At 71.6% G+C, this 25,338-nt stretch carries 24 protein-coding genes; 4 read left to right on the plus strand and 20 right to left on the minus strand.

Annotation, left to right across the window (positions count from 1 at the left end; translation table 11 throughout):
- Positions 1 to 10: 10 nt before the first annotated feature.
- From FE374_RS11250 to FE374_RS11335, 18 genes are all read right to left on the minus strand, one after another.
- On the minus strand, positions 11 to 559 hold the full coding sequence (locus FE374_RS11250) for a cupin domain-containing protein (protein ID WP_223173520.1): 549 nt from the start codon (positions 557 to 559) through the stop codon (positions 11 to 13).
- Positions 556 to 1,245, minus strand: a complete 690-nt coding sequence (locus tag FE374_RS19380) for a cupin domain-containing protein (protein ID WP_179957310.1) — start codon at positions 1,243 to 1,245, stop codon at positions 556 to 558. The genes FE374_RS11250 and FE374_RS19380 overlap by 4 nt, the downstream gene beginning before the upstream one ends.
- The gene (locus tag FE374_RS11260; protein WP_223173521.1) at positions 1,235 to 2,326 is read right to left on the minus strand and encodes an Ldh family oxidoreductase; all 1,092 of its coding nucleotides are present in this window, start codon (positions 2,324 to 2,326) and stop codon (positions 1,235 to 1,237) included. The genes FE374_RS19380 and FE374_RS11260 overlap by 11 nt, the downstream gene beginning before the upstream one ends.
- Positions 2,327 to 2,475: 149 nt before the next feature.
- The gene (locus FE374_RS11265) at positions 2,476 to 3,648 is read right to left on the minus strand and encodes a branched-chain amino acid ABC transporter permease (protein WP_139929121.1); all 1,173 of its coding nucleotides are present in this window, start codon (positions 3,646 to 3,648) and stop codon (positions 2,476 to 2,478) included.
- Complete coding sequence (locus FE374_RS11270) at positions 3,645 to 4,523, minus strand: branched-chain amino acid ABC transporter permease (RefSeq protein ID WP_139929123.1); 879 nt, start codon at positions 4,521 to 4,523, stop codon at positions 3,645 to 3,647. The genes FE374_RS11265 and FE374_RS11270 overlap by 4 nt, the downstream gene beginning before the upstream one ends.
- Positions 4,520 to 5,278: an ABC transporter ATP-binding protein gene (locus FE374_RS11275; RefSeq protein WP_139929125.1), complete on the minus strand. Its 759-nt coding sequence runs from the start codon at positions 5,276 to 5,278 to the stop codon at positions 4,520 to 4,522. The genes FE374_RS11270 and FE374_RS11275 overlap by 4 nt, the downstream gene beginning before the upstream one ends.
- Positions 5,259 to 5,996: an ABC transporter ATP-binding protein gene (locus tag FE374_RS11280; protein WP_139931555.1), complete on the minus strand. Its 738-nt coding sequence runs from the start codon at positions 5,994 to 5,996 to the stop codon at positions 5,259 to 5,261. The genes FE374_RS11275 and FE374_RS11280 overlap by 20 nt, the downstream gene beginning before the upstream one ends.
- A 17-nt stretch (positions 5,997 to 6,013) precedes the next feature.
- The gene (locus tag FE374_RS11285; RefSeq protein WP_139929127.1) at positions 6,014 to 7,249 is read right to left on the minus strand and encodes an ABC transporter substrate-binding protein; all 1,236 of its coding nucleotides are present in this window, start codon (positions 7,247 to 7,249) and stop codon (positions 6,014 to 6,016) included.
- Positions 7,250 to 7,533: 284 nt separating this feature from the next.
- A complete protein-coding gene (locus FE374_RS11290) occupies positions 7,534 to 9,126 on the minus strand; it encodes an FAD-dependent monooxygenase (protein ID WP_139929129.1) in 1,593 nt (530 codons plus the stop codon).
- A complete protein-coding gene (locus FE374_RS11295) occupies positions 9,126 to 9,851 on the minus strand; it encodes an SDR family NAD(P)-dependent oxidoreductase (RefSeq protein WP_139929131.1) in 726 nt (241 codons plus the stop codon). The genes FE374_RS11290 and FE374_RS11295 overlap by 1 nt, the downstream gene beginning before the upstream one ends.
- Positions 9,848 to 11,479 (minus strand): phytoene desaturase family protein, encoded by a 1,632-nt coding sequence (locus FE374_RS11300; RefSeq protein ID WP_230978271.1) that lies wholly within the window; start codon positions 11,477 to 11,479, stop codon positions 9,848 to 9,850. Before FE374_RS11300 ends, FE374_RS11295 begins: the two co-directional genes overlap by 4 nt.
- On the minus strand, positions 11,476 to 12,021 hold the full coding sequence (locus FE374_RS11305; protein WP_139929133.1) for an NADPH-dependent FMN reductase: 546 nt from the start codon (positions 12,019 to 12,021) through the stop codon (positions 11,476 to 11,478). Before FE374_RS11305 ends, FE374_RS11300 begins: the two co-directional genes overlap by 4 nt.
- A complete protein-coding gene (locus FE374_RS11310) occupies positions 12,018 to 13,145 on the minus strand; it encodes an LLM class flavin-dependent oxidoreductase (protein WP_230978272.1) in 1,128 nt (375 codons plus the stop codon). Before FE374_RS11310 ends, FE374_RS11305 begins: the two co-directional genes overlap by 4 nt.
- A 63-nt stretch (positions 13,146 to 13,208) precedes the next feature.
- Positions 13,209 to 14,171 (minus strand): amidohydrolase family protein, encoded by a 963-nt coding sequence (locus tag FE374_RS11315; RefSeq protein WP_223173522.1) that lies wholly within the window; start codon positions 14,169 to 14,171, stop codon positions 13,209 to 13,211.
- Positions 14,168 to 14,611 (minus strand): CoxG family protein, encoded by a 444-nt coding sequence (locus FE374_RS11320; RefSeq protein WP_139929135.1) that lies wholly within the window; start codon positions 14,609 to 14,611, stop codon positions 14,168 to 14,170. Before FE374_RS11320 ends, FE374_RS11315 begins: the two co-directional genes overlap by 4 nt.
- Positions 14,608 to 17,055 (minus strand): xanthine dehydrogenase family protein molybdopterin-binding subunit, encoded by a 2,448-nt coding sequence (locus tag FE374_RS11325; protein ID WP_139929137.1) that lies wholly within the window; start codon positions 17,053 to 17,055, stop codon positions 14,608 to 14,610. Before FE374_RS11325 ends, FE374_RS11320 begins: the two co-directional genes overlap by 4 nt.
- Positions 17,052 to 17,606, minus strand: a complete 555-nt coding sequence (locus FE374_RS11330; RefSeq protein WP_139929139.1) for a (2Fe-2S)-binding protein — start codon at positions 17,604 to 17,606, stop codon at positions 17,052 to 17,054. The genes FE374_RS11325 and FE374_RS11330 overlap by 4 nt, the downstream gene beginning before the upstream one ends.
- On the minus strand, positions 17,603 to 18,469 hold the full coding sequence (locus tag FE374_RS11335) for an FAD binding domain-containing protein (RefSeq protein ID WP_139929141.1): 867 nt from the start codon (positions 18,467 to 18,469) through the stop codon (positions 17,603 to 17,605). Before FE374_RS11335 ends, FE374_RS11330 begins: the two co-directional genes overlap by 4 nt.
- Positions 18,470 to 18,792: 323 nt before the next feature.
- Here FE374_RS11335 and FE374_RS11340 point away from each other — a divergent pair, with 323 nt between their 5' ends.
- Positions 18,793 to 19,491 (plus strand): GntR family transcriptional regulator, encoded by a 699-nt coding sequence (locus FE374_RS11340; protein WP_139929143.1) that lies wholly within the window; start codon positions 18,793 to 18,795, stop codon positions 19,489 to 19,491.
- Positions 19,492 to 19,557: 66 nt separating this feature from the next.
- Positions 19,558 to 20,364: a GntR family transcriptional regulator gene (locus tag FE374_RS11345; protein WP_223173523.1), complete on the plus strand. Its 807-nt coding sequence runs from the start codon at positions 19,558 to 19,560 to the stop codon at positions 20,362 to 20,364.
- Between the two features lie 119 nt (positions 20,365 to 20,483).
- On the opposite strand, the gene FE374_RS11350 is transcribed toward FE374_RS11345, so the two are convergent.
- Positions 20,484 to 21,773: an MFS transporter gene (locus FE374_RS11350; RefSeq protein WP_139929145.1), complete on the minus strand. Its 1,290-nt coding sequence runs from the start codon at positions 21,771 to 21,773 to the stop codon at positions 20,484 to 20,486.
- A 329-nt stretch (positions 21,774 to 22,102) separates the two neighbouring features.
- On the opposite strand from FE374_RS11350, the gene FE374_RS11355 reads away from it, so the two are divergent.
- Positions 22,103 to 23,236 carry an LLM class flavin-dependent oxidoreductase gene (locus FE374_RS11355; protein WP_139929147.1) on the plus strand — a complete coding sequence of 378 codons (1,134 nt, stop codon included), beginning with the start codon at positions 22,103 to 22,105 and terminating at the stop codon, positions 23,234 to 23,236.
- A gap of 127 nt (positions 23,237 to 23,363) precedes the next feature.
- On the opposite strand, the gene FE374_RS11360 is transcribed toward FE374_RS11355, so the two are convergent.
- Positions 23,364 to 24,335 carry an AraC family transcriptional regulator gene (locus tag FE374_RS11360; RefSeq protein WP_168205668.1) on the minus strand — a complete coding sequence of 324 codons (972 nt, stop codon included), beginning with the start codon at positions 24,333 to 24,335 and terminating at the stop codon, positions 23,364 to 23,366.
- 199 nt (positions 24,336 to 24,534) lie between these two features.
- On the opposite strand from FE374_RS11360, the gene FE374_RS11365 reads away from it, so the two are divergent.
- Positions 24,535 to 25,338, plus strand: coding sequence for an SDR family oxidoreductase (locus tag FE374_RS11365; RefSeq protein ID WP_139929151.1), 804 nt, complete (start codon positions 24,535 to 24,537; stop codon positions 25,336 to 25,338).

The raw sequence follows: 25,338 nt of genomic DNA on the forward strand, positions 1-25,338 counted from the left end.
TCGCGCGCTGTCAGCGCGCGTCGTTGGGGTCGGTGTACCAGTCGGGCTGGGTCGGGTAGTGCGGGCCGTCGTAGAACTCCAGCAGCACCGTCTCCTCCTCGGCGAGGGTCGGGCCGTGCAGGCTGCCCTTGGGGTTCCAGTAGAACGAGCCGGGAGTGAGGGTCACGTTCGTGGGCACGTAGGTGTACCGGCCGGAGAGGCAGAACATGAACTGGTTGGAGGCGTGGGAGTGCCGGCTCGGGATGCCCGAGCCCTTCAGGAACCGCACGAGGGTGATCGAGGCGCCGGTGTCCTCGTCGCGCCACAGCGCCTTCTGGCTCAGCCCGGCGAGGGTCTTGTCGACCCACTCCAGGTCCGCGGTCTGCACGAGGATCTCCCGAAACCGGTGCGTGAGCTCACCACCGACGACCGGGCCCTCCTGCTCGCGGGCGCCGTCGGCCGCGATCCCGCCGTAGCGGGCGGGCTCGGAGAGGTTCTCCGCCCACTCCTCCTCGGCGACGGCCGCCGGCCGGGGCGGGCGAGGGACGAGCGGGAGCGCGACGTCCTGCTGCTCGGTCATGCGTGGTCCTTCCCGTGGGTGGTGAGGTAGTCGAGCGCGACCACAAAGTAGGTGCGCGCTCGGTCGGTGTCGTTGGGAATCTCGTGCGCGCCGCCGTCGTGGAGCTGGACCGACGCGGCGAGGTCCTCGCCCTCGAGGTCGGCGTCGAGCTCGGCGAGCACGTGGCCGATCGGGTCGAGCGTGAGCCGGGCGGTCTGGCCGGGCGCGACGTCGACGGTCCAGACCCGTACGTACTCGGTGCCGATGACGGGGACGCGACCGTCCCCGGGGACGGGCAGGTCCGGGGTCTCGCCCTGGACGCTCCGCGCGCCGGGGCCGACGTCCACGACCACGCCGCCGGGGCGGTTCTCGCCCATGTCCTTCAGCTCGATGAGCCGGTTGCGGTACCGGGTGCCGCCGGTGTTGGTGAGCCGGTGGATCGGTGAGATGGGACGGAAGACGGCGCCGCCGGAGTACTCCGAGACGTGCCGGGGCTCGCTGCCGTCCAGCCAGTCCATGCGCCCGGACGAGCCGGCCACCGAGAGCACGACGTACGGGTTGTGGTGCAGGTGCCACGGGTGCGTGCCGTCGGGCGGCAGCGTGACGTCCCACACCCGCACGACGTCGTTGTCGACCAGCCGGGTCGAGCCGACGTCGACCAGGGTCACCTTCGAGCCGTCGGGCGCCTCGACCACGTCACCGAACATTGCTCTCCTCCTCGATCAGGTCTGTCTCGTCGGCCGCCGGCAGCTGGGCGCCGACCAGGTCCGCAGCCCGGCGCAGGCCCTCCAGGACGCTGCCCTCGAGCGTGACGCCGGCGGTCTCGGCCCGGCGGCGACGGGCCTCCTCGGGCTGGCCGGGAAGGAGGACACGCTCCACGCCCGGGCGTGGCCGCGAGCGGAGCACCTCCTCCCCCAGCGCCGTGGCGCGCTGGGCGAACCCGCCGCCGAACGCCTCGGGGTTGATGGCGAGGAAGAAGTGGGCGCAGTCGTTGGGCGTGGCGGTGTCCTTGTACAGGCCCTGCACCGCCTGGCCGAACGCCCCGCCGGAGAGGACCCCCGTGAGCATGTCCACGACGAGCGCGAGACCGAAGCCCTTCGGCCCGCCGGTGGGCAGCAGCATGCCGGCGATGGCGGCGGTCGGGTCGGTGGTGGGGACGCCGTCGGCGTCGCTGGCCCATGTGTCCGGGATCGTCCGGCCCTCGGCCTCGGCCATGCGGATCTTGCCGAGTGCCGCCTCGGAGAGCGCCATGTCGAGCGTGACGGCATGGTCGGCGTCGTCGGCGGGGACGCCCACGGCCACGGGGTTGTTCCCGACCACCGGCTCGGCGCCGCCGACGGCGGGCATGAGCGGGCGGGTGTTCGACGTGGCCAGGCCGATGCATCCCGCGGCGGCGGCCTGTTGCGCGTAGGAGGCGGCGCGGCCGAAGTGGAAGGCGTGCCGCACGGTCACGGCACCGATGCCGAACTGCTTGGCCTTGTCGACCGCCAGGTCCATGGCCTGCCGGCCCGTGAGCTGGCCGAGCGCGTGCCGCCCGTCCAGGACCGCGACCGCACCCGTGTCGGCGACCACCTCGGCGCGCTCGTGGCGGGAGACGGACCCGCTGCGCAGGCGCTCGACGTACATCGGCAGCAGCATGGTGCCGTGCGACGCGACGCCGCACATGTCCGCCTCGACGAGACTCTCGGCGACCTGCGCCGCGGCGTCAGCGGAGAACCCGACGCCCCGGAACACGGAGCCGACCGCGGCGCGCAGCCAGTCGGCGCTGACGGTAGTCGTTCCGTTCACGAGACCTCCTGTGATTTGTGATATCTGATACCCCATCATGCCATGGCTTTCGGCGAAAGGGGAGTCCTGACGGTCCGGGTCCTTCGGTGAGGCGCCGGCCGGGCGGGGTAGGGCGGCGGACGTGCCAGACGCCGTCGTCGCCCCAGCGGCTACTGGACGGACCCGTCGTCGCCGGTCCGGGCACCCACGGCGACCGCCGTGTCTGTCGGGGCCGACGCCGGACCCACGCCGGGCTGCCGGCGCGCTCGTGCGATGCTCCGTCGGCTGATGGCGTCCCAGGGCCTGCGCAGCGCGAACTCCTTGCCGCCGGTCAGACCCTCGGGCCGCAGGAGCAGCATGAGCACCAGCACGGCGCCCAGGATGATCAGGCGGGCGCCCTCGGGGATCGTGACGATGACCGGCCCCAGGACGACGCCGGACTGGAACATCTGCAGCAGCGAGTCGAGCACCGAGAAGGTGATCGTGCCGGCCACCGCGCCCCACAGGCTGTTGCGCCCGCCCAGCACGAGCATCGCGATGAGGATGAAGGTGTACTCGATGCCGAGCTGGGAGGCCTGGACCACGCGGTTGGTCTCCGCCCACAGCGCCCCGCCGAGCCCGGCGACGGCACCGGAGACGGTGAACGCCACCACCCGGTGCCAGGTGACGTGCACGCCCGAGGCCGGCGCGGCGATGAGGGACTCCCGGCTCGCCCGCAGCAGCCGGGCGCTGCGGGTCTGCTGGTAGATCCACGACACCACGATCACGGCGATCGCGAGGTAGAGCAGCTCCTGCAGCCCGAGGGCGTTGGGGATGCCCACCATGGACTGGCCGCTGGGCGGGGCGACCTTGGTCCAGTAGGTGAGCACCACGCCCACCATGAGCAGCAGGGCGAAGGTGGCGATGCCGGCCTGCAGGCCGTTGGCGCGCATGAGGAACGGGGCGAAGATCGCGGCGAGGACGCCGCCGCCGACGACGGCGAGGAGCAGCGCCGCCCAGAGCGGCAACTGGGCGTCGACCAGGAACGGGAAGGGGTCGGCCAGGATGTTTCCCTTGAGGACGGGGTCGATGACCATCAGCCCATAGGTCCACGCGCCGACCGCGACGAAGGCGACGTGCCCGAAGGACAGCACCCCAGAGTTGCCGATGAAGATCTGCAGGCCGACCACGATGACGAGGCTGACCAGGAAGTACTCGGCCTGCACGACCAGCGATCCGCCGCCGAGGCTCGCGACGAGGACGACGAGGTAGAGCACCAGCACGGGGCCGCCGAGGCTGACCAGACGTGCGCCCCAGCCGGGGACGGCAGTGGCGGTCCGCGCGGTGGTGGTGTCGGTGTTCATGCGCGCTCCAGGACGGGGCCGCGGACCAGGAGGCCCGACGGCTTGAGGATGAGGATCACCATGACGACGGCGAAGACGAACGCGTTGCGGAAGTTGACGACGTCGCCGGGGAGGTAGCTGGTGAGGATCGAGGAGACGAACCCGACCACGAAGCCGCCGACGACGGCGGACCCCAGCTTGTCGATGCCGCCGATGACCGCGCCGATGAGCGCGAGGACGGTGATGTTGACGCCGAAGGTGGGCGACACCGCCCCGGTCTGCACGACGAGCGCGAACCCGACCGCCGCCGCCAGCGCCCCGCTGATGCCGAACGTCAGCGCGATCACCTTGTTCGCCCGCACGCCCAGCAGGCGGGCGGTGGCGAAGTCGGTAGAGGCCGCCTGCACCTGGAGCCCGAGGCTGGACCGGTTGAGGAACTGGTGCAGGGCCAGCAGCAGCAGACCGGCGACGACGATGGTGACCAGGGAGAGCATCTGCACCCGGACGCCGCCGATCTCCACCGAGCGGGCGAGCGCGGGCGCGACGGCCGCCGTGCGGACGTTGTTGCCGAAGACGATCTCGTAGACCCGCTGGAGCAAGAAGCTCAGCCCGAAGCTCGCGATGAGCAAGGTCGAGGCGTCCGCTCGTCGCATCCGCCGGAAGACGGCGAACTCGAGCACCAGCGCGAGCAGCACGGAGGCCGCGATCGCCAGCGCCAGGGAGATGACGGCGCCCCAGTGCCAGGTGAGCACGAGCGTGTAGGCGGCGATGGTGATGATCTCGCCGTGCGCGAAGTTGGCCAGGCGCATGACGCCGAAGACCAGGCCGATCCCCAGTGCGGCGAGCCCGTACAGGGCGCCGGTGGAGATGGCGTCGATGAGTCCTTGGATGATCATGATCCGAAGTACGCCTTCGTGAGGAGGTCTTCGTCCTGGGCCGCGTCGGGTGTCAGCTCGAGCGTGATCCGCCCGTCGTGGAGCACGTAGGTGCGGTCCGCGAAGGCGATGGTGAACTCGGCGCGCTGCTCGACCACGAGGATCGAGGTGCCCTGGGCCCGGACGGCCTCCAGCGCCTCGAAGACGGTGTCGACGGCGGTCGGCGAGAGGCCGAGGGAGGGTTCGTCGAGCATCAGCACGTCGGGCCTCGCGAGCAGGGCGCGGCCGATGGCGAGCTGCTGCTGCTGGCCGCCCGAGAGCAGGCCGGCGGAGCGGCCGCCGAACTCGCGCAGGATCGGGAAGAGGTCGAGGACCTGCTCGAGGTCCTCGTCGATACCGGTGCGGTCGCGTCGTCCGACGAGGCCGAGGCGGAGGTTGTTGCGGACCGAGAGGTCCCCGAAGATGTGCCGGCCCTCGGGGACGAGCGCCAGGCCGCTGCGGATGACGTTCTCGGGGGCGAGCCCGGTGATGTCGCGCCCAGCCAGCCTGACGGCGCCGGCGCTGGTCCGCACGGCGCCCATGAGCGCCTGCAGGGTGGAGGACTTCCCCGCACCGTTCGGCCCGATGAGGCCGACCGTCTCGCCGCGTCCGACGGCGAAGGAGATGCCCTTCACCGCGGGGACGCCGCTGTACCGGACCTCGAGGCCGGCGACCTCGAGCATGGGCTCTTGCTGCGTCGTCGGCTCGAGCGCCGACTCAGGCTGCGTCGTGGGCACGTCCGCTCCTCCCCAGGTAGGCCTCGGCGAGGGCCTCGCTGCGCTGCACCGTCTCCGGCGTGCCCTCGAGGAAGCTCTTCCCCTGGACGACGACGTGGATGGTGTCGCAGACGGCCATGATCAGCCGGATGTTGTGGTCGATGAGCAGCACGCCGGTGCCCTCCGCCGCGATCGAGCGGACGACGTCGCCGAACTCGCCGATCTCGCCCTCGTTGAGGCCGGCGGCGGGCTCGTCGAGCAGCAGGTAGCGCGGTTCGATCGCGAGGGCCCGGGCGACGCCGAGGCGCCGCTCGGTGCCGTGCGGCAGGGCCGCCGCGAGCTGGTTGGCGCGGTCGGCGATGCCGAGCCGCTCCATGAGCTCGGTCGCCCGGCGGCGGGCCTCCGCCCGCCGCCGGCCGGTGCCGAGGGCAGCCACCTCGATGTTCTCCCGCACCGAGAGCCCGTGGTACGTGTGGCCGTGCTGGAACGTCCGGGCCAGGCCGTTGCGCGCCTTGGTGCGCGCGTCGGTCCTGGTGACGTCCACGCCGTCCATCGTCACCGTGCCGGTGTCCGGCCGGTCGTACCCGCTGATGATGTTCACCAGCGTGGACTTCCCCGCGCCGTTCGGGCCGATCAGCCCGAGGACGGCGCCGCTCGTGACGGTCAGGTCGACGCCCACAAGGGCCTTGACCCCCCGGAAGGACCGGGTGATACCGCTGACGGCGAGAGTCTTCGTCATGGTGGCTGCCTGTTCGCTCATCCTGCGAAGGTGACCTTCTCGGGCGCGCGCTCCTCGACGAACGCGAGCTTGCCGTCCTTGACCTGCAGCACCCGCATGGGCCGCTCGACGGAGATGTGCAGCTCCTCGGTGAACTTGGTGGGGCCGGCCATGAGGTCCAGCTCGCCCATCGTCTCGAGCGCGGCTGTCAGCTTGTCGCCGTCCCAGCTGCCGGCCTCCTCGTAGGCGGCTTTGATGGCCTGGAGGGTGGAGTGCCCGGCGACGAACGCGCCGACGGAAGGACGCTCGCCGTAGGCGGCCTCGTAGGCGTCGGCGGCCTCGTTGACGGCGGGGTTGGGGTCGTCGCCGTTCTTCGCGGCATAGGTGACCACGTAGTAGTCGCTCAGGCCAGGGATGCCGCCGGTCCAGAAGTCACCGTCCATGCCGAAGCCGGAGATGATCGGCGCGTTCACGCCGCCGTCGCGCATCTCCTTGGCGACGGTGGCGCCGCCCGGGGAGTAGCCGCAGTTGGCGATGACGGCCGGCTCCTCGCCCGCCGCGACGGCGGAGACCGTCTCGCGGACGGAGTCGCCCTGCTGGTAGTCGTACTTGGAGACGATCGTGCCGCCGAGCTCGGTGAAGCGCTTCTCGAAGATCTCGCACTGGTTCTGCGTGTACTTCAGGGTGGTGTCCGTGAGGAGGACGGCGCTGGTCCAGCCCTGCTCGTAGGCGAACTCGGCCTGGATCGTGGCCTCGCCGGGGGTCCCAGAGCCCATCGAGAACCCGTTCTCCAGCCCGCCGGCCGGCCCGTAGATCGGGTCGCCGATGCAGGGGGCGATGCTCAGGACGTTCTCGGTCTCGGCGACGAGCGCGGCCGGGGAGGAGACGTCGTAGTCGCAGGTGACGATGAGGACCTCGGCACCGCCACTGATGAGCTCGGTCGCCGCCGAGGCGTACCGGTCGAGGTTCGTGCCGGTGTCGATGACCTTCAGCTCGATCTGCTGCCCGCCGATACCACCCGCGGCGTTGAGCGTCTCGGCCTCCAGCTTCATGGCGTTCAGGGGCGGGGTGTCGATCGGGCCCATGAAGCCCGACGACGCCATGACCACGCCGATGGTCACGGTCTCGGCGCTGCCGGAGGGCTGGGTGCCCGCGGCACCGTCGGAGGTCTCCGCGGAGGGCGCGGGTTCCTCTTGGGCGCTGGAGACGCAACCGGCCAGGAGGAGCGCCACGCCGGCAAGACCGGCGAGCGGTGCGATGCGAGGGAGGGACATGTCACCACCGAGTTTCTGTTGGGGGTCCGAGGACAGGATCAGGCGGTCGGGCCGGCGCCTGTGCCGGCCAGGGTCTGATACTGGCAGTTTGATCACAGATATTTCAAGGAGTCTTGGTAAAGATCTTGTTACGGTCCTGCGTTCGGAGCGCCGGTCACCGTGCTGCGTGCGCGGGGGCGCGCCCGCCACCGACCGAGGGTCTTTGGGCCGAGCGAGCGTGGCCAACCATGCTCGCTCGGCCCCACGACCCTCGGTCGACGCAGACGCCCCGGAGGGGATCGTCCCTACGAGGCCGGGACCGGCACCGAAGCCGCGGCGCCGACGATGCTGCGGTACTTCTCGACGACGGCGTCGGGGTCGCCGGCCGGGAGGATCGCCGCGATGTGGGCGTCCGGGCGCAGCAGGACCACCACGTCCTCCCCCACGCCGAGCCGGCGGCGCAGCCGCTCCGAGGGGTCGAAGAGGGCCCGGTCGCGTAGCCCGGAGTCGTGCGGGGCGTCCCAGCGGCTGACCACGTAGTGCCGCAGGCCCGGCCGCGTCGGGCCGGGGATGTTCGGCTGCCGGCGGGCGTCGGTGAAGTGGAGCGCGACGAACGAGTTCGCGCACAGGTCGTGCACGTACGTCTGGCCGTCGGGCCCGAAGACCGGCAGGTCGGGTGCGCGGTCCCCCGCCGTGACGGGCAGCGGCACGTCGCCGGACTTGACCATCGACCACTCGCCGTCGCCGTCCACGTCGAGCTTCACGCCGAGCAGGGCGCGGGTGAACGCGTTGCCCCAGTTGCCCTCACCCATGGCGGGTGCGCCCTCGGCCCGGCGGCCCATGTTCGCGCGCGCCGCCTCGGCGAGAGCCCCGGAGCCCTTGATGGCCACGGGAGCCTGCTCCTGCTCGTAGCCGGCGAGCACCGACTCGTCGGCCCAGCCCCGGAAGAGCCAGGCCAGCCGCCAGGGCAGGTTCGAGGCGTCGAGGATGCCGGTGTTGAGCCCGAGCGCCCACATCGGGGTGATGAGGTGCGCGGCGTCGCCCATGAGGAAGACCCGGCCCACGTTCCACGTCTCGGCCACGCGGTGGTGGACGCTGTAGATGTTCGTGCCCAGGATCTCCATCGAGTCCGTCTCGCCGATGAAGCGGGCCACCTTCTCGGCGAACTCCTCCCGGGTCGGTTCCGGGCGGCCGGGGCCGAGGGGGAAGAGGAAGCGCCAGCAGTGCGGCTGGCGCACGAGCACCATCCACTCCTGCGGGTCGCCGAAGTACGCCAGGTAGGGGTAGTCGCGCGGGTTGGCCAGGTCGAGGTCCACCTTGAGGTCGACGAGGCTGTACCGGTCCTCGAGCGTCTTGCCCTCCACGGTGATGCCGAGCAGGCGGCGGACGGTCGAGTGCCCGCCGTCGCAGGCCAGGACGTAGCCGGCCTCCTGGATCACCTCACCCGCGGGCCCGTCGAGGGTGAGCTCGACCCGGTCGCCGTGGTCGGTGAAGGTCCGCAGGCGGTGGCCCATGCGCAGGGCCCCGGGGGCCTTGCGCTCCAGGGCGTCGCGCAGCAGCGGCTCGAGCTCGTGCTGGGGGATGTTGATGACGAACGGGTATCGGGTGTCCTCGGTGAGGTCGCCGGTGCGCACGGACAGCGTGGAGGTGTTCGTCGCGCGGTCCAGCTCGCCGATCTCGTCCACCCGCACAGCGGCGCGCAGCACGTCGTCGAGAGCCCCGTAGCGGTGCAGCACCTCCAGGGTGCGGGTGAGGATCGTGCCCGCCTTGGTGTCCAGCGACAGGCGGTCGTCCTCCTCGTAGACGACGACGGGCACACCGTAGTGCGCAAGTCCGATCGCAGTGACAAGACCGATAGGACCGCCACCGATGACGGCGACAGGCAGCTCGCGAACCATTACTTCTCCTCCTTGCTGAACACCCGGTCGCGGGTGAGGGTCGAACCGGTCATGGTGGCGGCGTCGGACATGAGGTACATCAGGGGTCCGACGACGTCGGCCGCCACCCCGACGCCGGTGGTGCGCAGCCACTGCTCGTACTCGGGCCCGGGCGGGTTGGCCGCCCGCATCTGGGGGGTGTCGATGACGCCCGGGAAGACGGTGTTGACGCGCACCCGGTGCTCGGCGACCTCGGCCGCGAGCGACTGCAGGAACGCGACGAGGGCGGCCTTGCTCGCCGCATAGGCGGACGCCTCGGCGTGGCCCGTCCGGGCCAGCCCGGAGGCGAACGCGACGACCGAGCCGGACCGACGCCGCACCATGTGCGGCACCACCGCCTGGCACGCCCACACGACGCCGTCGAGATTGATCGCGAGGGTGCGCCGCCAGGTCTCGGCGTCCATCTCCAGCACAGGCACGCGCGGCTGGACGGCCGCGCCCGCGACGAGCCCGTCGATCCGGCCGTGCCGGTCCACGATCTGCTCCACCGCGGCGTGGACGGCGTCGCGGTCGGCGACGTCGACGTGCACGTGCTCCACGCCGTCGGTGCTCGGCCCCTCGGCCACGTCCAGGACGACGGCATGCCCGCCGGCCGTGGCGTACTCCCGAGCGACGGCCGCGCCGATCCCGGACGCACCGCCCGTGACCACCAGGACGTGACCGGTGGCGTCAAACGTTGCCCTCACGCGTGCACCTTCTCTTTCTGCTTCTCCCCCGCGCGGCGCGGTGCCGGGCGGAGCGTTCGTGCCCGGCGGACCAGGCGGTGTGCGGCGCGGTAACCCGAGCCGGCGCCAAGACCCGGCCCGGGGTGGACGGCCGCGCCGATGTGCACGAGGGCGTCCACGCCGGTTCCGCCGGCGCCTTGCGGGAAGGGGCGCCACCACAGGTTCTGGTCCAGCTCCGCCGAGCCGCCGTAGGGGTCGCCGGCGATGGCGTTGGGGTTGCGGGCGAGCAGGTCGGCCGGGGTGGTGACCCGCACGTCGCGGACGGCGCCGCGCAGCCCGGGGGCGTGCGCGGCCACGCGGTCCAGCACCCGGTCGGCGTAGGCCCGGGCGAGCTCCGGGGTCCAGGCCCCGTCGGGACGGAGCTCCCCCGCCGCGTCGCCGACGGGCGCGAACGGCACCTCCTGGAGCTGGAGCCAGAGGGCGCCGGTGCCGGCCGGGACGCGGGAGGGGTCGAGCAGGTGCTGGCGGCCGACGACCACGGTGGGACGCTGCGGCAGGAGCCCGGCCAGCGCCTCGGCGCAGGCGACACCGGTGGACGCCGACCCGTCGCTGACGTGCACGAGCGGGATGTCGGCGAGCCGCTCGTCGGTCCACTCCAGCGGCCGGTCGAGGGTCACGTGCACATGCATCGCGGCGCGGCCGGGCTGGTACGTGGCGGCCCCCGCGCGCCGGGCCTGAGGTGCCGCGGCCCCGAGGAGGTCGCCGTAGAGCGCCTGCGGGGACACCGAGGCAAGGACGGCCCGACGGGCGAGGATCCGCTCACCGCCGGCGTCGACGCCGACCGCCCGGCCGCCGCGCACGAGCACGCGGTCCACGTGCACGCCGGTGCGGACGTCGACGCCGAGCTCGGAGAGCAGGCCCTCGAAGGCGGCGACGAAGTTCCCGGCCCCGCCCTCGACGACGGGCAGCCCGGCCAGGTGCGTCGTGGCGGCGAAGAGCGGCAGCATGAAGCCGCCCGAGGCGGCGTCCGGCGAGAGGCCGGCGTGCAGGAGCCACGGGACCCAGAGATGGTCGACCTCGGGTCCGTGGAAGGTGCGGCCCGCCCAGGACCGGCCCGAGCTGAGCAGGTCCCGGGTCAGGCGCTCGGAGCCGCGCAGCCCCGACCGGCCGCCGAGGCGCAGCGCCGCCCCGAGGCCGGCCGGGGCGCGCAGGTCGGCACCCATGAGCGCGCCGATACGGTCCGCGCGGCGGCCGAACTCGTCCACCATCTGCAGGTAGGCCCGCCGGTCGCCCGGCGACATGACGGCGGCGGTGAGCGCGGGGTCGCGGTGCGCCACGGTGACCCGGCCGCCGTCCGCCACGCTGGCGGTCACGGCGCCGTCGGTGTTGCGGTAGCGCAGCCCGTGCCGCTCCAGGTCGGGCCCGAGCTCGGCGAAGGCCGGCGAGGTCACGAAGAGCGGGTGCCAGGAGGAGTAGAGGTCGTCGACGTACCCCGGCGTCGTCGCCTCGGCGGAGGCGATGAAGCCGCCGATCCGCTCGTTGCGGTCCATCAGGACCACGTCCCAGCCCGCGCGGGCCAGCACGGCGGCGGCGACCATCCCGTTGACGCCGCCTCCGACGACGACGGCGTCCGCCGCGGCCGCGCTCACGCGGTCACCTCGGTGGCGACCGGGTGTGCTCGCGCCGCCACCCGGGCGGCGACGGCGGGGGCGAGCACGGCCAGGTAGGTGGTGCTCCAGGCCTCGAGGGCGGCGCCGGGGTCGGTGAGGTCGGCGTCGAGCACGAACACCCCGCGGGTGGGCATGCTCGCGCCGATCTCCACCAGGACCGGGCGCAACGAGGTCTCGACGGCGAGGGCGTGGTGCGGGGCGCCGGCCACCATGAGCGGCACGGTGGGGATGCCGAGCAGCGCGTCGGCCGCGAAACGGTCCAGGAACGCCTTGAGCAGACCGGTGTAGGTGGCCTTGTAGGTGGGTGAGGCGACGACGAGGGCGGCGGCGCCGCGTACTGCGTCCACCGCCTCCGCGACGGCGGCCGAGGCCGGGTCGAAGAGCTCCCCGGCGAGCTCGGCCAGCTCGATCACGCGCACCTCGCCGTCGCCGGCCACCCGCCGGCCCAGGGCGCGCGCCACAGCGGCGGTACGCGATCCGGGCCGGGGGTTGCCCACGACCACGACGACGTTCCCGTTCATCGGGGCTTCCGCACGCCCTTGCGCTCCAGCCGCGGGAGCACCTCCTGGGCGAAGTACTCGAGCTCGGAGACGTAGTCGACGAAGGCCAGCGTCAGGCCGGAGAAGCCGGCCCGGTAGTAGCGCTCGAGCTCGTCGGCCACGTCGTCCGGCGTGCCGTACAGCGGGACGGACCCGTGCCCGGCGGCGAAGCGCGACCGGTAGGTGGCGAGCATCTCGGGGGTGAAGGACTTGGCGTGGAGGTTCTGCAGGCGCATGAGGTTGTCGACGGCGGACCAGTCGGCGTTCTCCTCCGCGTAGTAGTGGAGAAACTCCTCGGCCTCCTTGCGGGTGGGGCGGCACACCACGTGGCTGGGCGTGAGCACACCGAACTCGCGGCCGTAGGCCTCCTGCGCGTGGCTGGAGAGCTTCTCCACGATGCCCGCACCGTCCTCGGGACCGAAGACGTTGGTGAAGACGTAGTCGGCGTTGCGGGCGCCGAACTCGCGCCCCTGGCCCGAGGATCCGGCGTTGAGGATCGGCATCCGGCCGCCGAACGGCTTGGGGTTGCCGTAGATGTGCTTGCCGTTGAAGAAGCGGCCGTCGTGGTCGAACGGCGCGTCCTCGCTCCAGATGCGCTGGATGAGGTCGAACCACTCCTGGGCTCGGGCGTAGCGGTCGTCGTGCTCCTTCGGCAGGTCGACACCGAAGATCTCGTACTCCGGCTGGTTCCAGCCGGCGACGACGTTGAGCCCGGCACGGCCGTGGCTGAGCTGGTCGATGGTGGCGAGCTGCTTGGCGACGACGACCGGGTGGTTGAAGGCGGTGTGCACGGTGGAGAAGATCGTGATGTTTTTCGTCTTCGCCAGCAGCCCGGCCGCCCAGGTCAGAGTCTCCAGGACGCCGCCGTGGAAGTTTGTCTCGCCCCCGTACCCGATCCACCGGGCGATGGGCAGCAGGAAGTCGATGCCGACCTCGTCGGCGAGGATCGCCATCCGCTCGTTGTCGTCCCAGCTCGCGGACCAGCGCTCCTCGATCTTCGTGACGGCGAAGCCGCCGGAGCAGTTCGCGCTGAAGAGCCCTAGCTTCAGGCCGGTGTCGGCCAGCATCGGGCGGACCTGCTGCTGGGTGTCGAGGGTCTGGGTCATCACGGTCTCCTTGCGGTTGAGCAGGCGGTAGGGCGCTGAGGGCGGTCGGGGCGGGTCCGGCAGTCAGGCGGTCTGGGTGGCGAGGCGGCCGAGGGCGGCGGCCGCGTTGTCGACGGCGGCCAGGCGCTGGGCGTCGCCGCCACGGTGGGCGAGCAGGGCGAGCGGGTCGGTCGAACCCATGGGGAACGGCCAGTCGCTGCCCAGCAGCAGCCGGTCGGAGCCGAAGACCTCGGCTGCGAGGTCCACGACGGCGGGGTCGTGGGCGAGGGTGTCCACGTAGAGGCGGCGGACGGCCTCGCGTGGCGGCAGCTCCAGCCGGGCGACGCCGGGCCGGTCGGTGTCGTAGCCGTGCTGCCAGCGCCCCACGACGGCCGGCACCACGCCGCCGCAGTGCGACAGGATCACCCGCACGCGCGGGTAGGTGCTCAGCACGCCGCCGAAGACGAGCTCCGCGGTGGCCACGCCGGTCTCGGCCGGGTTGCCGAGGAGGTTGGCCAGGTAGTACCGGGTCAGGCGGACGTCCGGGGCGGCGCCGGGGTGCAGCAGCAGGGTGCGGCCGTCCTCGTCGAGCATGCGCCACAACGGGGCGAGGGCCGCGTCGTCGAGCGCGTGCGATCGCCCCCCGGCGGACGCGACCACACCCGCCCAGCGGACGTCGTCGCGCACGGCGGCGTACGTCGCGGCGGCGACGTCGGGGTGCTCGAGCGGCAGGTAGGCCAGGGGCAGCAGCCGGGTGTGCCCGGCCACCGCCCGCAGCATCCCGTCGTTGAGCGCGTGCCCCCAGACTGCCGCCTGCTCCGCCGGAAGATGCTGCCGGAAGAACGGCGGCGGCGCGGACACGACGGCGGAGTCCAGACCGGCGTCGTCGAGGTAGGTCTCGAGGTCGCCGGGCTCGTAGAGCCCCGCTGGCCCGACGGTGTGCCCGTCCACGGCAAGCCGTCCGCCGTCGGCGGCCACACCCGCCACCACGGCCTCGAGGACCGGGGCGAGATGGGTGTGGACGTCGACGGAGCCCAGCAGGCTCACGCGGGGACGGGCGCCGTCGCGGCCGCCCGTGCGGTCGCGCGCAGCACCTCGTCGATGACGCGGTGGGCGATCTCGCCGGCCACCCGCTGCCCGACGCTCGCCGCCGGGCCGGCCACCAGCACGTCCGCCTGCCAGGCGACGCGTGCGCCGTCGCCGGTGGGCTCGAAGGTCAGCTGGATGTCCGCGGTGACGGCGTTGTTGCCGCGCTGGGCGACCACCCCCACCACGGCGGAGGTGTCGGTGACCTCGCCGGCGGTGATGGTGGTGTCGAACCGGATCGGGCCGAGCGCGATGACCGGGTGGAAGCCCGCCTTGATCGCGCCGTCGCCGGCCTCGACGTCGGTGAACGTCGGGACGGCGGCGAGCACCTCGGGCGAGGTGGCCAGGCGTCGCAGGGCGGCCGGGGTGGCCGGGGTGTCGAACGTGCCGTCGAGCCTCATCGGATCACCTTCACGTGCTCGGAGTTGGCGCCTGCGAGGAGGTCGAGGACCACCTCGGAGGGGATGTGGGAGTCGATGACGATGCCGGTGTCGCCCAGGGCGTTCTGCACCGCCGCACCGAGGGTGTGCTGCGGGGCACCGCCGCCCTCCCCCATGCCCTTCGCGCCGGTGGGCGTGAACGGCGAGGGGCTGACGACGTTGTCGTAGCGCAGGATCGGCATGTCGTAGGCGGTCGCGGCGTGGTAGTCGTAGAAGTTCGCGCCGAGGAGCTGGCCGTCCGGGGTGTAGTGCATGTTCTCGAACAGCGCGGCGGACAGGCCGTGCGCGGTGGCTCCCTGTACCTGGCCCTCGACCAGCATGGGGTTGATGGGGTTGCCGCAGTCGTCGACCATGGCATAGCGCAGCACCGTGATCTGCCCCGTCTCCTCGTCGATCTCGACGACGGCGGCGTGGACCTGCGTGGAGTAGGTCAGGGTCAGGTTGCCCTTCTTGGTCTCCAGGTCCGGGACGTTGAACGGGGCGTTGTACACGCCCCGGCCCACCAGGGTCACGGTCTCGGCGAGCTCGCGAGGCAGCTCTGCGGGCGACATGTGCACCAGCCAGCCGATGGCCTGGATCGGCATCTGCCGGTCCGGGTCGCCGACGACCTTGACCATGCCGTCCTCGAGCACGAGCTCGCTGGGCTCGGCGCCCAGCTGGGAGCCGGCCACGAGCTTGATCTCGCGGATGAGCTTGTTGGTCGCGTCGATGAGGGCGCCGATGCCGGTCACGACGAACTGGGAGGCGTAGGAGCCGGAGAAGCCGGTCTGGGTCCCGAGCAGCGAGTCGCCGCCGCGGTGGGTGATGAGGTCGTCCGGCCGCAGGCCGAGCATGTCCGCGACCACCTGCGCCATCGTCGTCTCGTGCCCCTGGCCGTAGGCGACGCCGCCGGTGACCACGTAGACCGAGCCGTCCGAACCCATCCGGACCAGGCCGGCCTCGGTGTTGCCGCTCATCCCGGAGTTGGGGTTGATGTAACGGGACTGGCCGAAGTTGTTGGTGCCGGAGTCCAGCGTCGAGCCGATGCCGATGCCGATGCGCTTGCCGGTGCCGACGGCGGCGGCCTGCAGCTCCTTCGCGTCCTCGTAGTCGATGAGCGCGAGCACCTTGCGCAGGCTCTCGGGCAGGTCGCCGGAGTCGTACACGCACTCGTTGACCGTGGTGTAGGGGTACTGGTCGGGCTGGATGTAGTTCTTCAGCCGGAACTCCACCGGGTCGAACCCGAGCTTGGTGGCGGCGATGTCGAAGAGCCGCTCCATGGCCCACAGGTGCTGCATGCGGGAGTAGCCGCGCACCGGGAGGGTCGGGCCCTTGTTGGTGTAGACGGACTTCCAGTTCACGCGCAGGTGCTTGATCTGGTAGCAGGCGTTGGCCACCTGCGACCAGATCGGGGCGCCCAGGGGCTCGTAGCGGGTGTAGGCGCCGTGGTCGTCCAGGGCGTCGTAGGTCACGCCGAGGACGGTGCCGTCGTTCTGCACCGCCATCTTGATGTTGGTGAACGTGCGCTCGTTGGAGTGCCCGCCCTCCATGTGGGCCTCGGACCGCGTCTGGGTCCAGCGCACGGGACGGCGGAACTTTCGGGCCATCAGCGCCAGGGCCACCATCGGGATGAACATGCCGACCTTGACACCGAACGAGCCGCCGATGTCCTTGCTGAGCAAGCGGATCTTCTCCACGGGGTGGCGCAGGGCCTTGGCGACCATCAGCAGCGTCAGCTGCGGCTGGGCGCAGCCGCTCTGGATGGTGAAGGCGTCCATGCCGGCGTCGTAGTCGACCGAGACCACGAAGGTCTCCAGCGGCGTCGGGGAGAAGCGGTGGAAGTGCAGCTCGTCGACCTCGATGACGTGGTCCGCGTTCTGCAGCGCGAAGTCGATGTCGCCGAAGTCGAAGTCGCCCTGCCAGGAGATGTTCTCGCCGATGCCTGCGTGGAGCACCGGTGCGTCGTCCGCGATGGCCGCACGGGCCTCGACGACCGCGGGCAGCTGCTCGTACTCGACGACGACGGCGGCCGCGGCGTCGCGGGCGGCCTCACGGGAGTCGGCGGCGACGGCGACGACCGGCTCACCGACGTAGCGGACCTTGCCGCCGCTGGCCAGGGGTCGGTCCACCTCGGCCGCGCCGGGCCCGGCCTGGTACTCGATGAACGGGTCGCTGAGCTCTTCGACGTCCTCGGGCGTCAGCGTGCCGACGAATCCCTTGACCTTGGCGGCCCCGGAGACGTCGATCTTCGTGATGCGGGCGTGGGCGAACGGGGAGCGGACGAACTGCACGTAGGCGAGGCGGAAGGTGGGCGTGTCGTCGGCGAACTCGCCCTCGGCCCGCAGCAGGCGGTCGTCCTCGCGGCGCAGGATCGCCTGGCCCTCGTACTTCTGCTTCGCGGTCGCGCGCGTGGAGGTGATGGTCATGCCTGCGCCCCTGTCGTCTCGGTGTGGCGGCCGTGCGGCAGCGGGGCGTCGGCCCCGCCGGCGGCGCAGACGGCGTTGACGATGTTCTCGTAGCCGGTGCAGCGGCAGATGTTGCCCTTCAGAGCGCGGCGCACCGACTCGTTGCTGACCTCTTCGCCCGACTCGAGGAAGTCGGTGGCGGTCATCAGCATCCCGGAGGTGCAGTAACCGCACTGGAGGGCGTGGTGCTCCTTGAACTTCTGCTGCAGGTCGTTGAGCGTGCCGTCCTCGGCGGCGAGGGACGCGGCGGTGTCCACCTCGGAGCCGTCGGCCTGGACGGCCAGGATCATGCACGACTTCGCCAGCTTGCCGTCCCACTTGACGGTGCAGGCGCCGCAGTTGCCGGTGTCGCAGCCGATCTTGGGACCACGGCGGTCGAGGTCGTCGCGCAGCCAGTGCACGAGCAGCTTGCGCGAGGACACGACGCCCTCGTGCTCCTCGCCGTCGACCGTGACGGTGATGGGATGGAGGTCGGGACCTGCGAGCAGGTCCGTGGTGGTCTGCTGGCTCATGCCTGCTCCTTCTCGATGACGTCGACGAGGGCGCGGCGCAGCTGCACCTTGGCCATCGCGCGCCGGTACTGGGCGCTGCCGTGGGTGTCGGAGATGGTCTCGAACGGCTCGGTGTCGAACGCGGCGAGGGCCGCCGTGATCGTCTCCTTGGCGAGGGGGCGCCCGGCGATCGCGGCCTCGACCGCCGTGAGGCGCACCGGCGAACCGGGGACGGTGCCGAGGTAGACGCGCGGCTCGGTCAAGGACTCACCGTCGACGGCGGCGCGCACCACCACCCGGGCCAGCGCCCAGGAGTCGCGGGCCAGCTGCATGTGCCGGTGGACGAGCCGGGTGCCCGCGGGCAACGCCGGCACGTGGACGGCCGTGAGGAGGCCGCCGCCGGTCACCGCCGTGGCGAGCGCCCCGCGGAAGAACTGCTCCGCCGGGAGGGTGTCGGCGCCGTCCGCGGTGATGACCTCGAAGGAGGCACCGAGCGCGGACAGCAGCGGCGGGAAGTTGTTGGTTGGGTCGTTCAGCGAGACGTTGCCGCCGATGGTGCCGCGGTTGCGCACCTGCCGGTCGACGAGGCCGGCCGCCATCTCGGCGACCGAGGGGACGACCTCGCGCACGACCGCGTCCCTGGCCAGCTCGGCATAGGTGGTGGCGGCGCCAATCCGCACCCCGTCCCCCGCCCGTTCGACGCCCCGCAGTTCTTCCAGCGCATGGACGTCCACGAGCGCGGTGGGCGAGACGAGGTCGAGCTTGAGGGCGTTGATGAGGGTCTGGCCGCCAGCCAGCACCGCGGCGCCGGGCACCTCGCGGAGGAGGTCGGTGGCGTGGCTGACGCTGTGTGGCCGGAGATACCGGAAGGGCGGAAGAATCATGGAGGAACCTTCCTCGAGTACCCCGCGAGGGGACTCGAACGTCGTCGTCGACTCGAATGACCGGAACCTTCCCGTATTTGTGATCACATGTCAAGAGGATCAGATACGGGAGTGTCCGGGGGCTTAGCGGCGGGAAGATTCGCTAGCAGGCGGCCGTGCCGTGCCGGCGAGACACCCCGTCGCGGTGAGCGTCCCCTGCCCGTGTCTACCGTGCGATCGATGGTCACGTAGTGAGAACGTGATCACAGCCGCATGTAAACTCACCGCATCCCGGTCCCCCGGGCCCCGACGTCGTCGCCAGCCGCCCGGGAGTCGGCGCACTCATGACCTCCACGAACCACGATCTCTTCGAGCTCTCGCCCGAGAACGGCTCCGGGCTGCACCGGACGATGGCCGACCGCGTGACCGTTGAGATCCACCGGCTGATCATCATGGGCGACATCGAACCTGGCTCCGCGCTGCCCATCCGGGACCTCGCGGACCGGTTCGGCACAAGTGCGATGCCGGTCCGCGAGGCACTGCGCCGGCTGGGCGCGCTCGGTCTGGTGGAGATCGCGCCGCACCGCGGGGCGCGCGTCGCCGAGGTCTCGATCGAGGACCTCGAGGATACCTACAGGGTCCGCCTCCTGCTGGAGCCGCTGGCGGTCTCCTACGCCGCCGCGGCGGTGGACGAGGAACACCTCGAGCGCGCCGCCACGGCTCTGGAGCAGCACAACGCGGCCATGGACGCCGGCGACCTCGACCGCGCCCGGACGGCGCACACCGAGTTTCACTTCCTCCTCTACCAGGGGGCCGGCTCCCGGTGGCTGCAGCGGGCGATCGAGCCGGTGTGGCAGAACAGCGACCGCTACCGGTTCGCGGCCCCGGGTGGCGAGAAGGACCGCAGCCGCGCCGAGCACACCGAGATCCTCGAGGCGTGCCGGGCACACGACCCGGCCGCGGCCGAGGCCGCGATGCGCCGGCACCTCGAAGGGGCTCTCGGCCGCATTCGCAAGGCCATGCTCGACCACCACACGGCCTGAGTCACCGAGCTTTCGTGTCCGGGGACGCCGTCCCGAGTTCGTCGCTGCGCGCGTAGCACTTGACATGTGATCACATTCTCCGCAGTCTTTGTGCTCCAGCCGCCCGGCGCGGACAGGGGGCGACGTCGCTCCTGCGCACCGATTTGTCCTGATTTTGCGGGCGGGCAACCAGCGACCGTGGGGAAACCCGTGACCATTGGCTACGAGCTCTCGCCCGACCGTGTCGCGGGCATGCACGACACGCTCTCCGACCGCGTGACCGCGGAGCTCCATCGGCTCATCCTCATCGGCGAGCTCCCGGCCGGCTCACCGCTGCCGATCCAGTCGTTGGCCGAGAGGTTCTCGACGAGCGCGATGCCGGTGCGCGAGGCCCTGCGGCGGCTCGCCTCGCTCGGCCTCGTCGACATCGCGGCGCACCGAGGCGCCCGGGTCCGCGACCTGACCGTGGCGGATCTGGAGGACACGTACCGGATGAGGCTGACTCTGGAGCCACTGGCCGTCTCGCTGGCTGCCGAGCGCAGCGAGGAGTCCGTGGCTCAGCTGGCGGAGGATGCGCTCGACCGGCATGAGCAGCACCTGGGTGCCGGCGCCCTCGAGGACGCCCGCCGCGCGCACACCGACTTCCACTTCAGCCTCTACCGTGGCTCCGGCTCGCGCTGGCTGGTGCGCGCGATCGAGCCGGTCTGGCAGAACAGTGAGCGCTACCGTTTCAGCGCCCACCGCGGTGACTCCGACCCCCACCGCAGCCACGCCGAGCACATGCACATTCTGAAGGCCTATCGCGCCTCTGACGCTGTAGCCGCCGAGCTGGCCATGCGCGAGCACCTCCAGGGCGCGATGACGCGCATGCAGGCGGCGATCTCGCAGAACTGACCCGGCAGCCGCCGGCGCCACGCCTAGGCACGTCTCACGGGTCGCGCACGGCCGACTGTCTGTCGCGCACGGCCGACTGTCTGGGGCACGGCTGGGTTGCCGCCGGGCGCCGCCACCCTTCAGGTGCCGCCGCCGCCGACATACCGTGACCGGCCGGCGAAGAGGCCCAGCACCAGCTGCCCGGACGCCACCCCGACGACGAACACCAGCGCCGGCGTCCACGATCCGCTCGACTCACGGATCGCTGCCATGACCAGTGGCCCGGCCGCGGCCATCAGGTAGCCCACCGTGTGCGCCATCGCCGACAGGCCCGGCACGTCGGCCGCCGTCCGGCTCCTCAGGACGATGAGCGACAGGGCGAGCGGGAAGGTCCCCCCTTGGCCGATGCCGAGGAGCACGGCCCAGAGCCAGGGCGCCGCAGCGGGGGCGAGGGCGAGCCCCAACAGACCCGCCAGGATGAACAGGACCATGCCGGCCGCCGAGACCTGCTGGTTGCGTGCCCGGGAGCTCAGAACAGGGACCAGGAGCCCGGACGCCGCACCGACAAGGATGGAGGTCGAGAGCAACAGACCCGACTCCGTGGCCGTCATGCCGGACTCGCGTGCGATGGTCGGGAGCCAGGCCACCATGCAGTAGAAGCCGACCGACTGCGTGCCCAGGTAGGTCGCGACCTGCCAGGCCAGAGGCTGCCGCCACAGCTGCCGAGCGGTGGCGGTACCCAGGTCCGCCCTCGAGCGGCTCGTGCCGCGCGGTGCCCAGAGCGCGAGGGCGGCGGCGGCGAGCAGGCCCCAGGAGGCGAGTGCCCAGCGCCAGCCACCCAGCCACTCGGAGACGGGCACGGTGATCCCCGCCGCCAGGGTGGCCCCCAGTGCGAGCGTGACGGAGTAGGCGCCCATCATCGGCATGGTGCGTCGGGGCAGGTCCCGGCGGATCAGCGCCGGCACGAGGACGTTCGCGACGGCGATGGCCCCTGCCGCGACACCTGTGCCGAGCAGGAGGAGGGCGATGCCACCCCAAGGCCGCACCGTCAGAGTGAGCGCGACGACGACCAGGACCGCGAGGATCGTGCGCTCGAGGCCGAACCTCCTGGCGAGCCGAGGGGCGAGCGGGGCGCCCAGGGCGAAGAACAGCAGCGGCGCCGTCGACAGCACTCCCGCCTGAGTGACGCTGATGCCCAGACCGAGATCGTCGCTGCGGATCTCCGGCAGGAGCGGCCCGACGCTGGTCAGCGCCGGACGGAGGTTCACCGCGACCGCGAGGAGACTGACCACGAAAAGAGCCGCGCCCGCGCTGCCGACACGCCGCTTGTCCGGGTCGCCGCCCGTGACGCTGTCACCAGCCGGTTCACCAACGACCGGGTCTGTCGCTGCCGGCTGACGGCGAACGACGTCCTCGGCAGGACTGGTCATGGCCTGTGGACCCTTCCCGTGACGTTCTTCCCGTGACGTTCACAGGCCCGTCGAATTCTTCAGCCCATGTGATCACATGTCAACGCGGTCCTCCCCCCGGGCGCCTTCTCGGCCTATCGGGCTCCGACTGGGTGCGCGCGTTATGGATCGAAGTGCGCGCGCAGCGGATAGACGACGGCCTCACCGGGGTCACAGACTCGAACGGCGACGCCTGATGTGGACGGCGCACCCGCCGCCAGATCCGCGCCACTACCAGCACCCCGCAGGCAGCCCGCCACCCGGGGGTGACGATCACCCACGCACACCACGTTGAACCAATGGAGGTTCTGATGGCCCGACCGATCAAGGAAGCCCGCGACTTCAAGCTCGGCACCTTCAGCTCGAACTGCTCGTCCGGGCTCGCCGTGACGAAGGCCCCCGACCGGTGGTCCGGCAGCTGGGCGGACAACCTCCGGCTGGCGAAGATCGCCGACCAGGCGGGCATCGACTTCATGCTGCCGATCGCCCGGTGGATCGGGTACGGCGGCGAGACCAACTTCCACGAGGGCGTGCTCGATCCGACAGTCTGGGCCGGGGCGCTGCTGGCGCACACGAAACACCTCTCGGTGTTCTCCACCATCCACACGGCGTTCAACCACCCGATCGTCGTCGCCAAGCAGATGGCGACCGTCGACCAGGTCGGTCAGGGCCGGGCGGGTATCAACATCGTGGCCGGCTGGAACAAGCCGGAGTACGACACCTTCGGCGTCGAGCTGCCCCAGGACCACGACGACCGCTACGCGCTGGCCCAGGAGTGGTGGGACGTCATCCGGAAGATCTGGACCACGCCAGGCAAGTTCGACCACGACGGCAGGTTCTTCCACCTCCGGCACGTCGAGGGCATGCCCAAGCCGTACGACGGCGTCCTGCCCGTGCTCAACGCGGGTTCGTCCAAGCAGGGCCGGGAGTTCGCCGCCCGCAATGCCGACTTCGGGTTCACGATCGTCGGCGGCCCGGAGGACGGCCGCGACATCGTCGCCTCGATGAAGGCCCAGGCGCGGACCGACTACGGCCGCGAGGCAGGGGTCTTCACCCTTGGGCATGTCGTGTGCCGCCCCACCCGCAAGGAGGCCGAGGACTTCCTCCATTACTACGCCGATGAGCAGGCCGACTGGTCCGCCGTCGACAACCTCATGGCGCTCCAGGGGCTGCACGCCCAGTCGTTCACCCCGGAGATGCTCGCCACGTTCCGTGCCCGGTTCGCCGCCGGGCACGGCAGCTGCCCGCTCATCGGGACGCCCGACGACGTCGCGGACGAGATCCAGCGCTTCCACGAGGCGGGGTTCGACGGGATGACCCTGGCGTTCTTCGACTACGCCGGTGAGCTCGAGTACTTCGCCGAAGAGGTGCTCCCCCGGCTGGAGGCCCGGGGCGTGCGCCAGGCCCGAGACTGGGACCGCGAGCCAGCCGGTCTGACGGTCTAACGACGCACGGTTCCCGGTGCGGTGGACGGGTGGCCTTCCGGCGAGACTGCCCAGATGGCCCCTCGTCCACCGCACGGCGTCGTCCTCGTGCCTCGCGCGGCCGGCCAGAACGCTCTCTCGCGCGGCGCTAGCGGCGCCACAGCGTCGCCGAGGGAGACTCGCCGTAGCGGCCGTTGTAGTGCACCGAGAAGCGCCCGAGGTGGGTGATCCCCAGGCCCATGGCCACCTCGGTGACGGTGGTCGTCCCAGGTTCGGCACGCCGGAGCATCTCGTGCGCACGGGTCAGCCGCAGCTCCCGCACGAACGCCACCGGGGTGGTGTCGAACTCGCGGCGGAACGCCTCCTGGAGCGCCCGGGTGCTGGTGCCGACCTCGTCGGCGATGTCGCCGACGGCGAGCGGTTCACCGAGGTGAGCCTCGATGTGGTCGACCGCCCGCCGAGCGACGCTCGGTGGAGCGAGTCGCACCGGCCTGATGGCGTCCGTGAACGTGTGCGGCTGGGTCTCGAGGAGCTGGGCGGTCAGCGCCCGGCTGAACGCGTCTGCGGTGGCCCGTTGTTCGAGGATCGAGCCCTCATGGCCCGCCTCGTCCCAGAGGAAACGGACAGCCCTGAGCCAGCTCCGTACCTGCGGGGTGCGGGTGGGCATCCCCAGGTCGAAGACCAGCGGCCTGCCGGCCCTCCGGCCGACCAGCCTCGTGAGCTCGGACTCCAGCAGCGCGCGGTCGACGTAGACAAGCAGCTGCGGGTTGTCGGCCCGCCACGTCATCCGGATGGGGTCGACCGGGGAGAGCACCGACGCCGTCGAGAGGTCGGAGACGAGCTCGTCCCTTCCCTGCTCGATGCGGGCCGTGCCACGCAGGGGGATCTGCACGAGGTAGAACGTGCTCAGCTCGCCGGGGAGGATGTCGACGGTCTCGCCGTAGTCCAGCTCGACGATCGCGAGCCCGCCCAGGCGCACCGACTTCAGCGTCAGGTCCACGCCGCGCCCGTCGGAACGCGGCTCCAGGCGATGCGGGCAGAAGAGCTCACCGACACTGACCCGCGCCACGTCGACGTCCCGGGTCGCGAGCTCCAGTCGTCCGCGGACAGCCTCGCTCACGCGCTGCACCTCCCGCCTGAGTGACCGCCCCGTCGCTCGACCTGATCGTTGATCGTACGTCCGAAACATGCACTTCTGAGCGGAAATCCGCGCGTGATGTGGATAGTCGCGCCGCGCACAGCGGATAGCACGCGACCTCGGGGGTCCCTACGGTCGGGGCAGGCCGCGACGAGGCGGCAGGAACCGGAGGAACTCCGACATGACAAGTTCGCTCGACGGCCGCGTCGCCGTCGTGACCGGAGGAGCGACGCTGGTCGGTCACGGTGTCGTCCAGGCGCTCCACGAGCAGGGCGCCGTCGTCGTTGTCGTCGACATCGACGCCGACGGCGCCCAAGAGGTTGCCGACCAGCTCGGCGACCGGGTCCACGTGGTCGTCGCCGACATCACGGACGACGCCACGGTGGGCCGGCTGGTCGACGACGTCGTCTCGACGCACGGCAACATCGACATCCTGGTCAACCTCGCCTGCATCTACCTCGATGACGGCGCCGACACCGACCGGGCGGGCTGGTTGACCGCCTTCGACGTCAACGTGGTCAGCGCGGTGATGATGACTCGCGCGGCGCGCCCGGCCCTGGCCTCGAGCGGTCACGGGGCGGTCGTCAACTTCACCTCCATCTCCAGCAAGGTCGCCCAGACCGGGCGCTGGGTGTACCCAGCGACGAAGGCAGCCATGGTCCAGGTCACCCGGTCGATGGCGATGGATCTTGCCTCCGACGGCATCCGGGTGAACTCCGTCAGCCCCGGGTGGACCTGGTCGAAGATCATGGACTCCCTCTCCCAGGGTGACCGCACACGGACCGACCGAGTGGCGGCGCCGTTCCACCTGACCGGCCGGGTAGGCGATCCCGTGGAGGTCGGCCGCGTCGTCGCGTTCCTCGTCTCGGACGCTGCGTCGGTGGTCACGGGCGCCGACTGGGCGGCGGACGGCGGGTACTCCGCCATGGGGCCGGAGCAGGGCGTCACCGCCATCCCCCAGCTCGCCACCGAAGGAGCACACTGA

Origin of the sequence: Georgenia yuyongxinii (genome assembly GCF_006352065.1) — a bacterium.
Taxonomy (GTDB): Bacteria; Actinomycetota; Actinomycetes; order Actinomycetales; family Actinomycetaceae; genus Georgenia; species Georgenia yuyongxinii.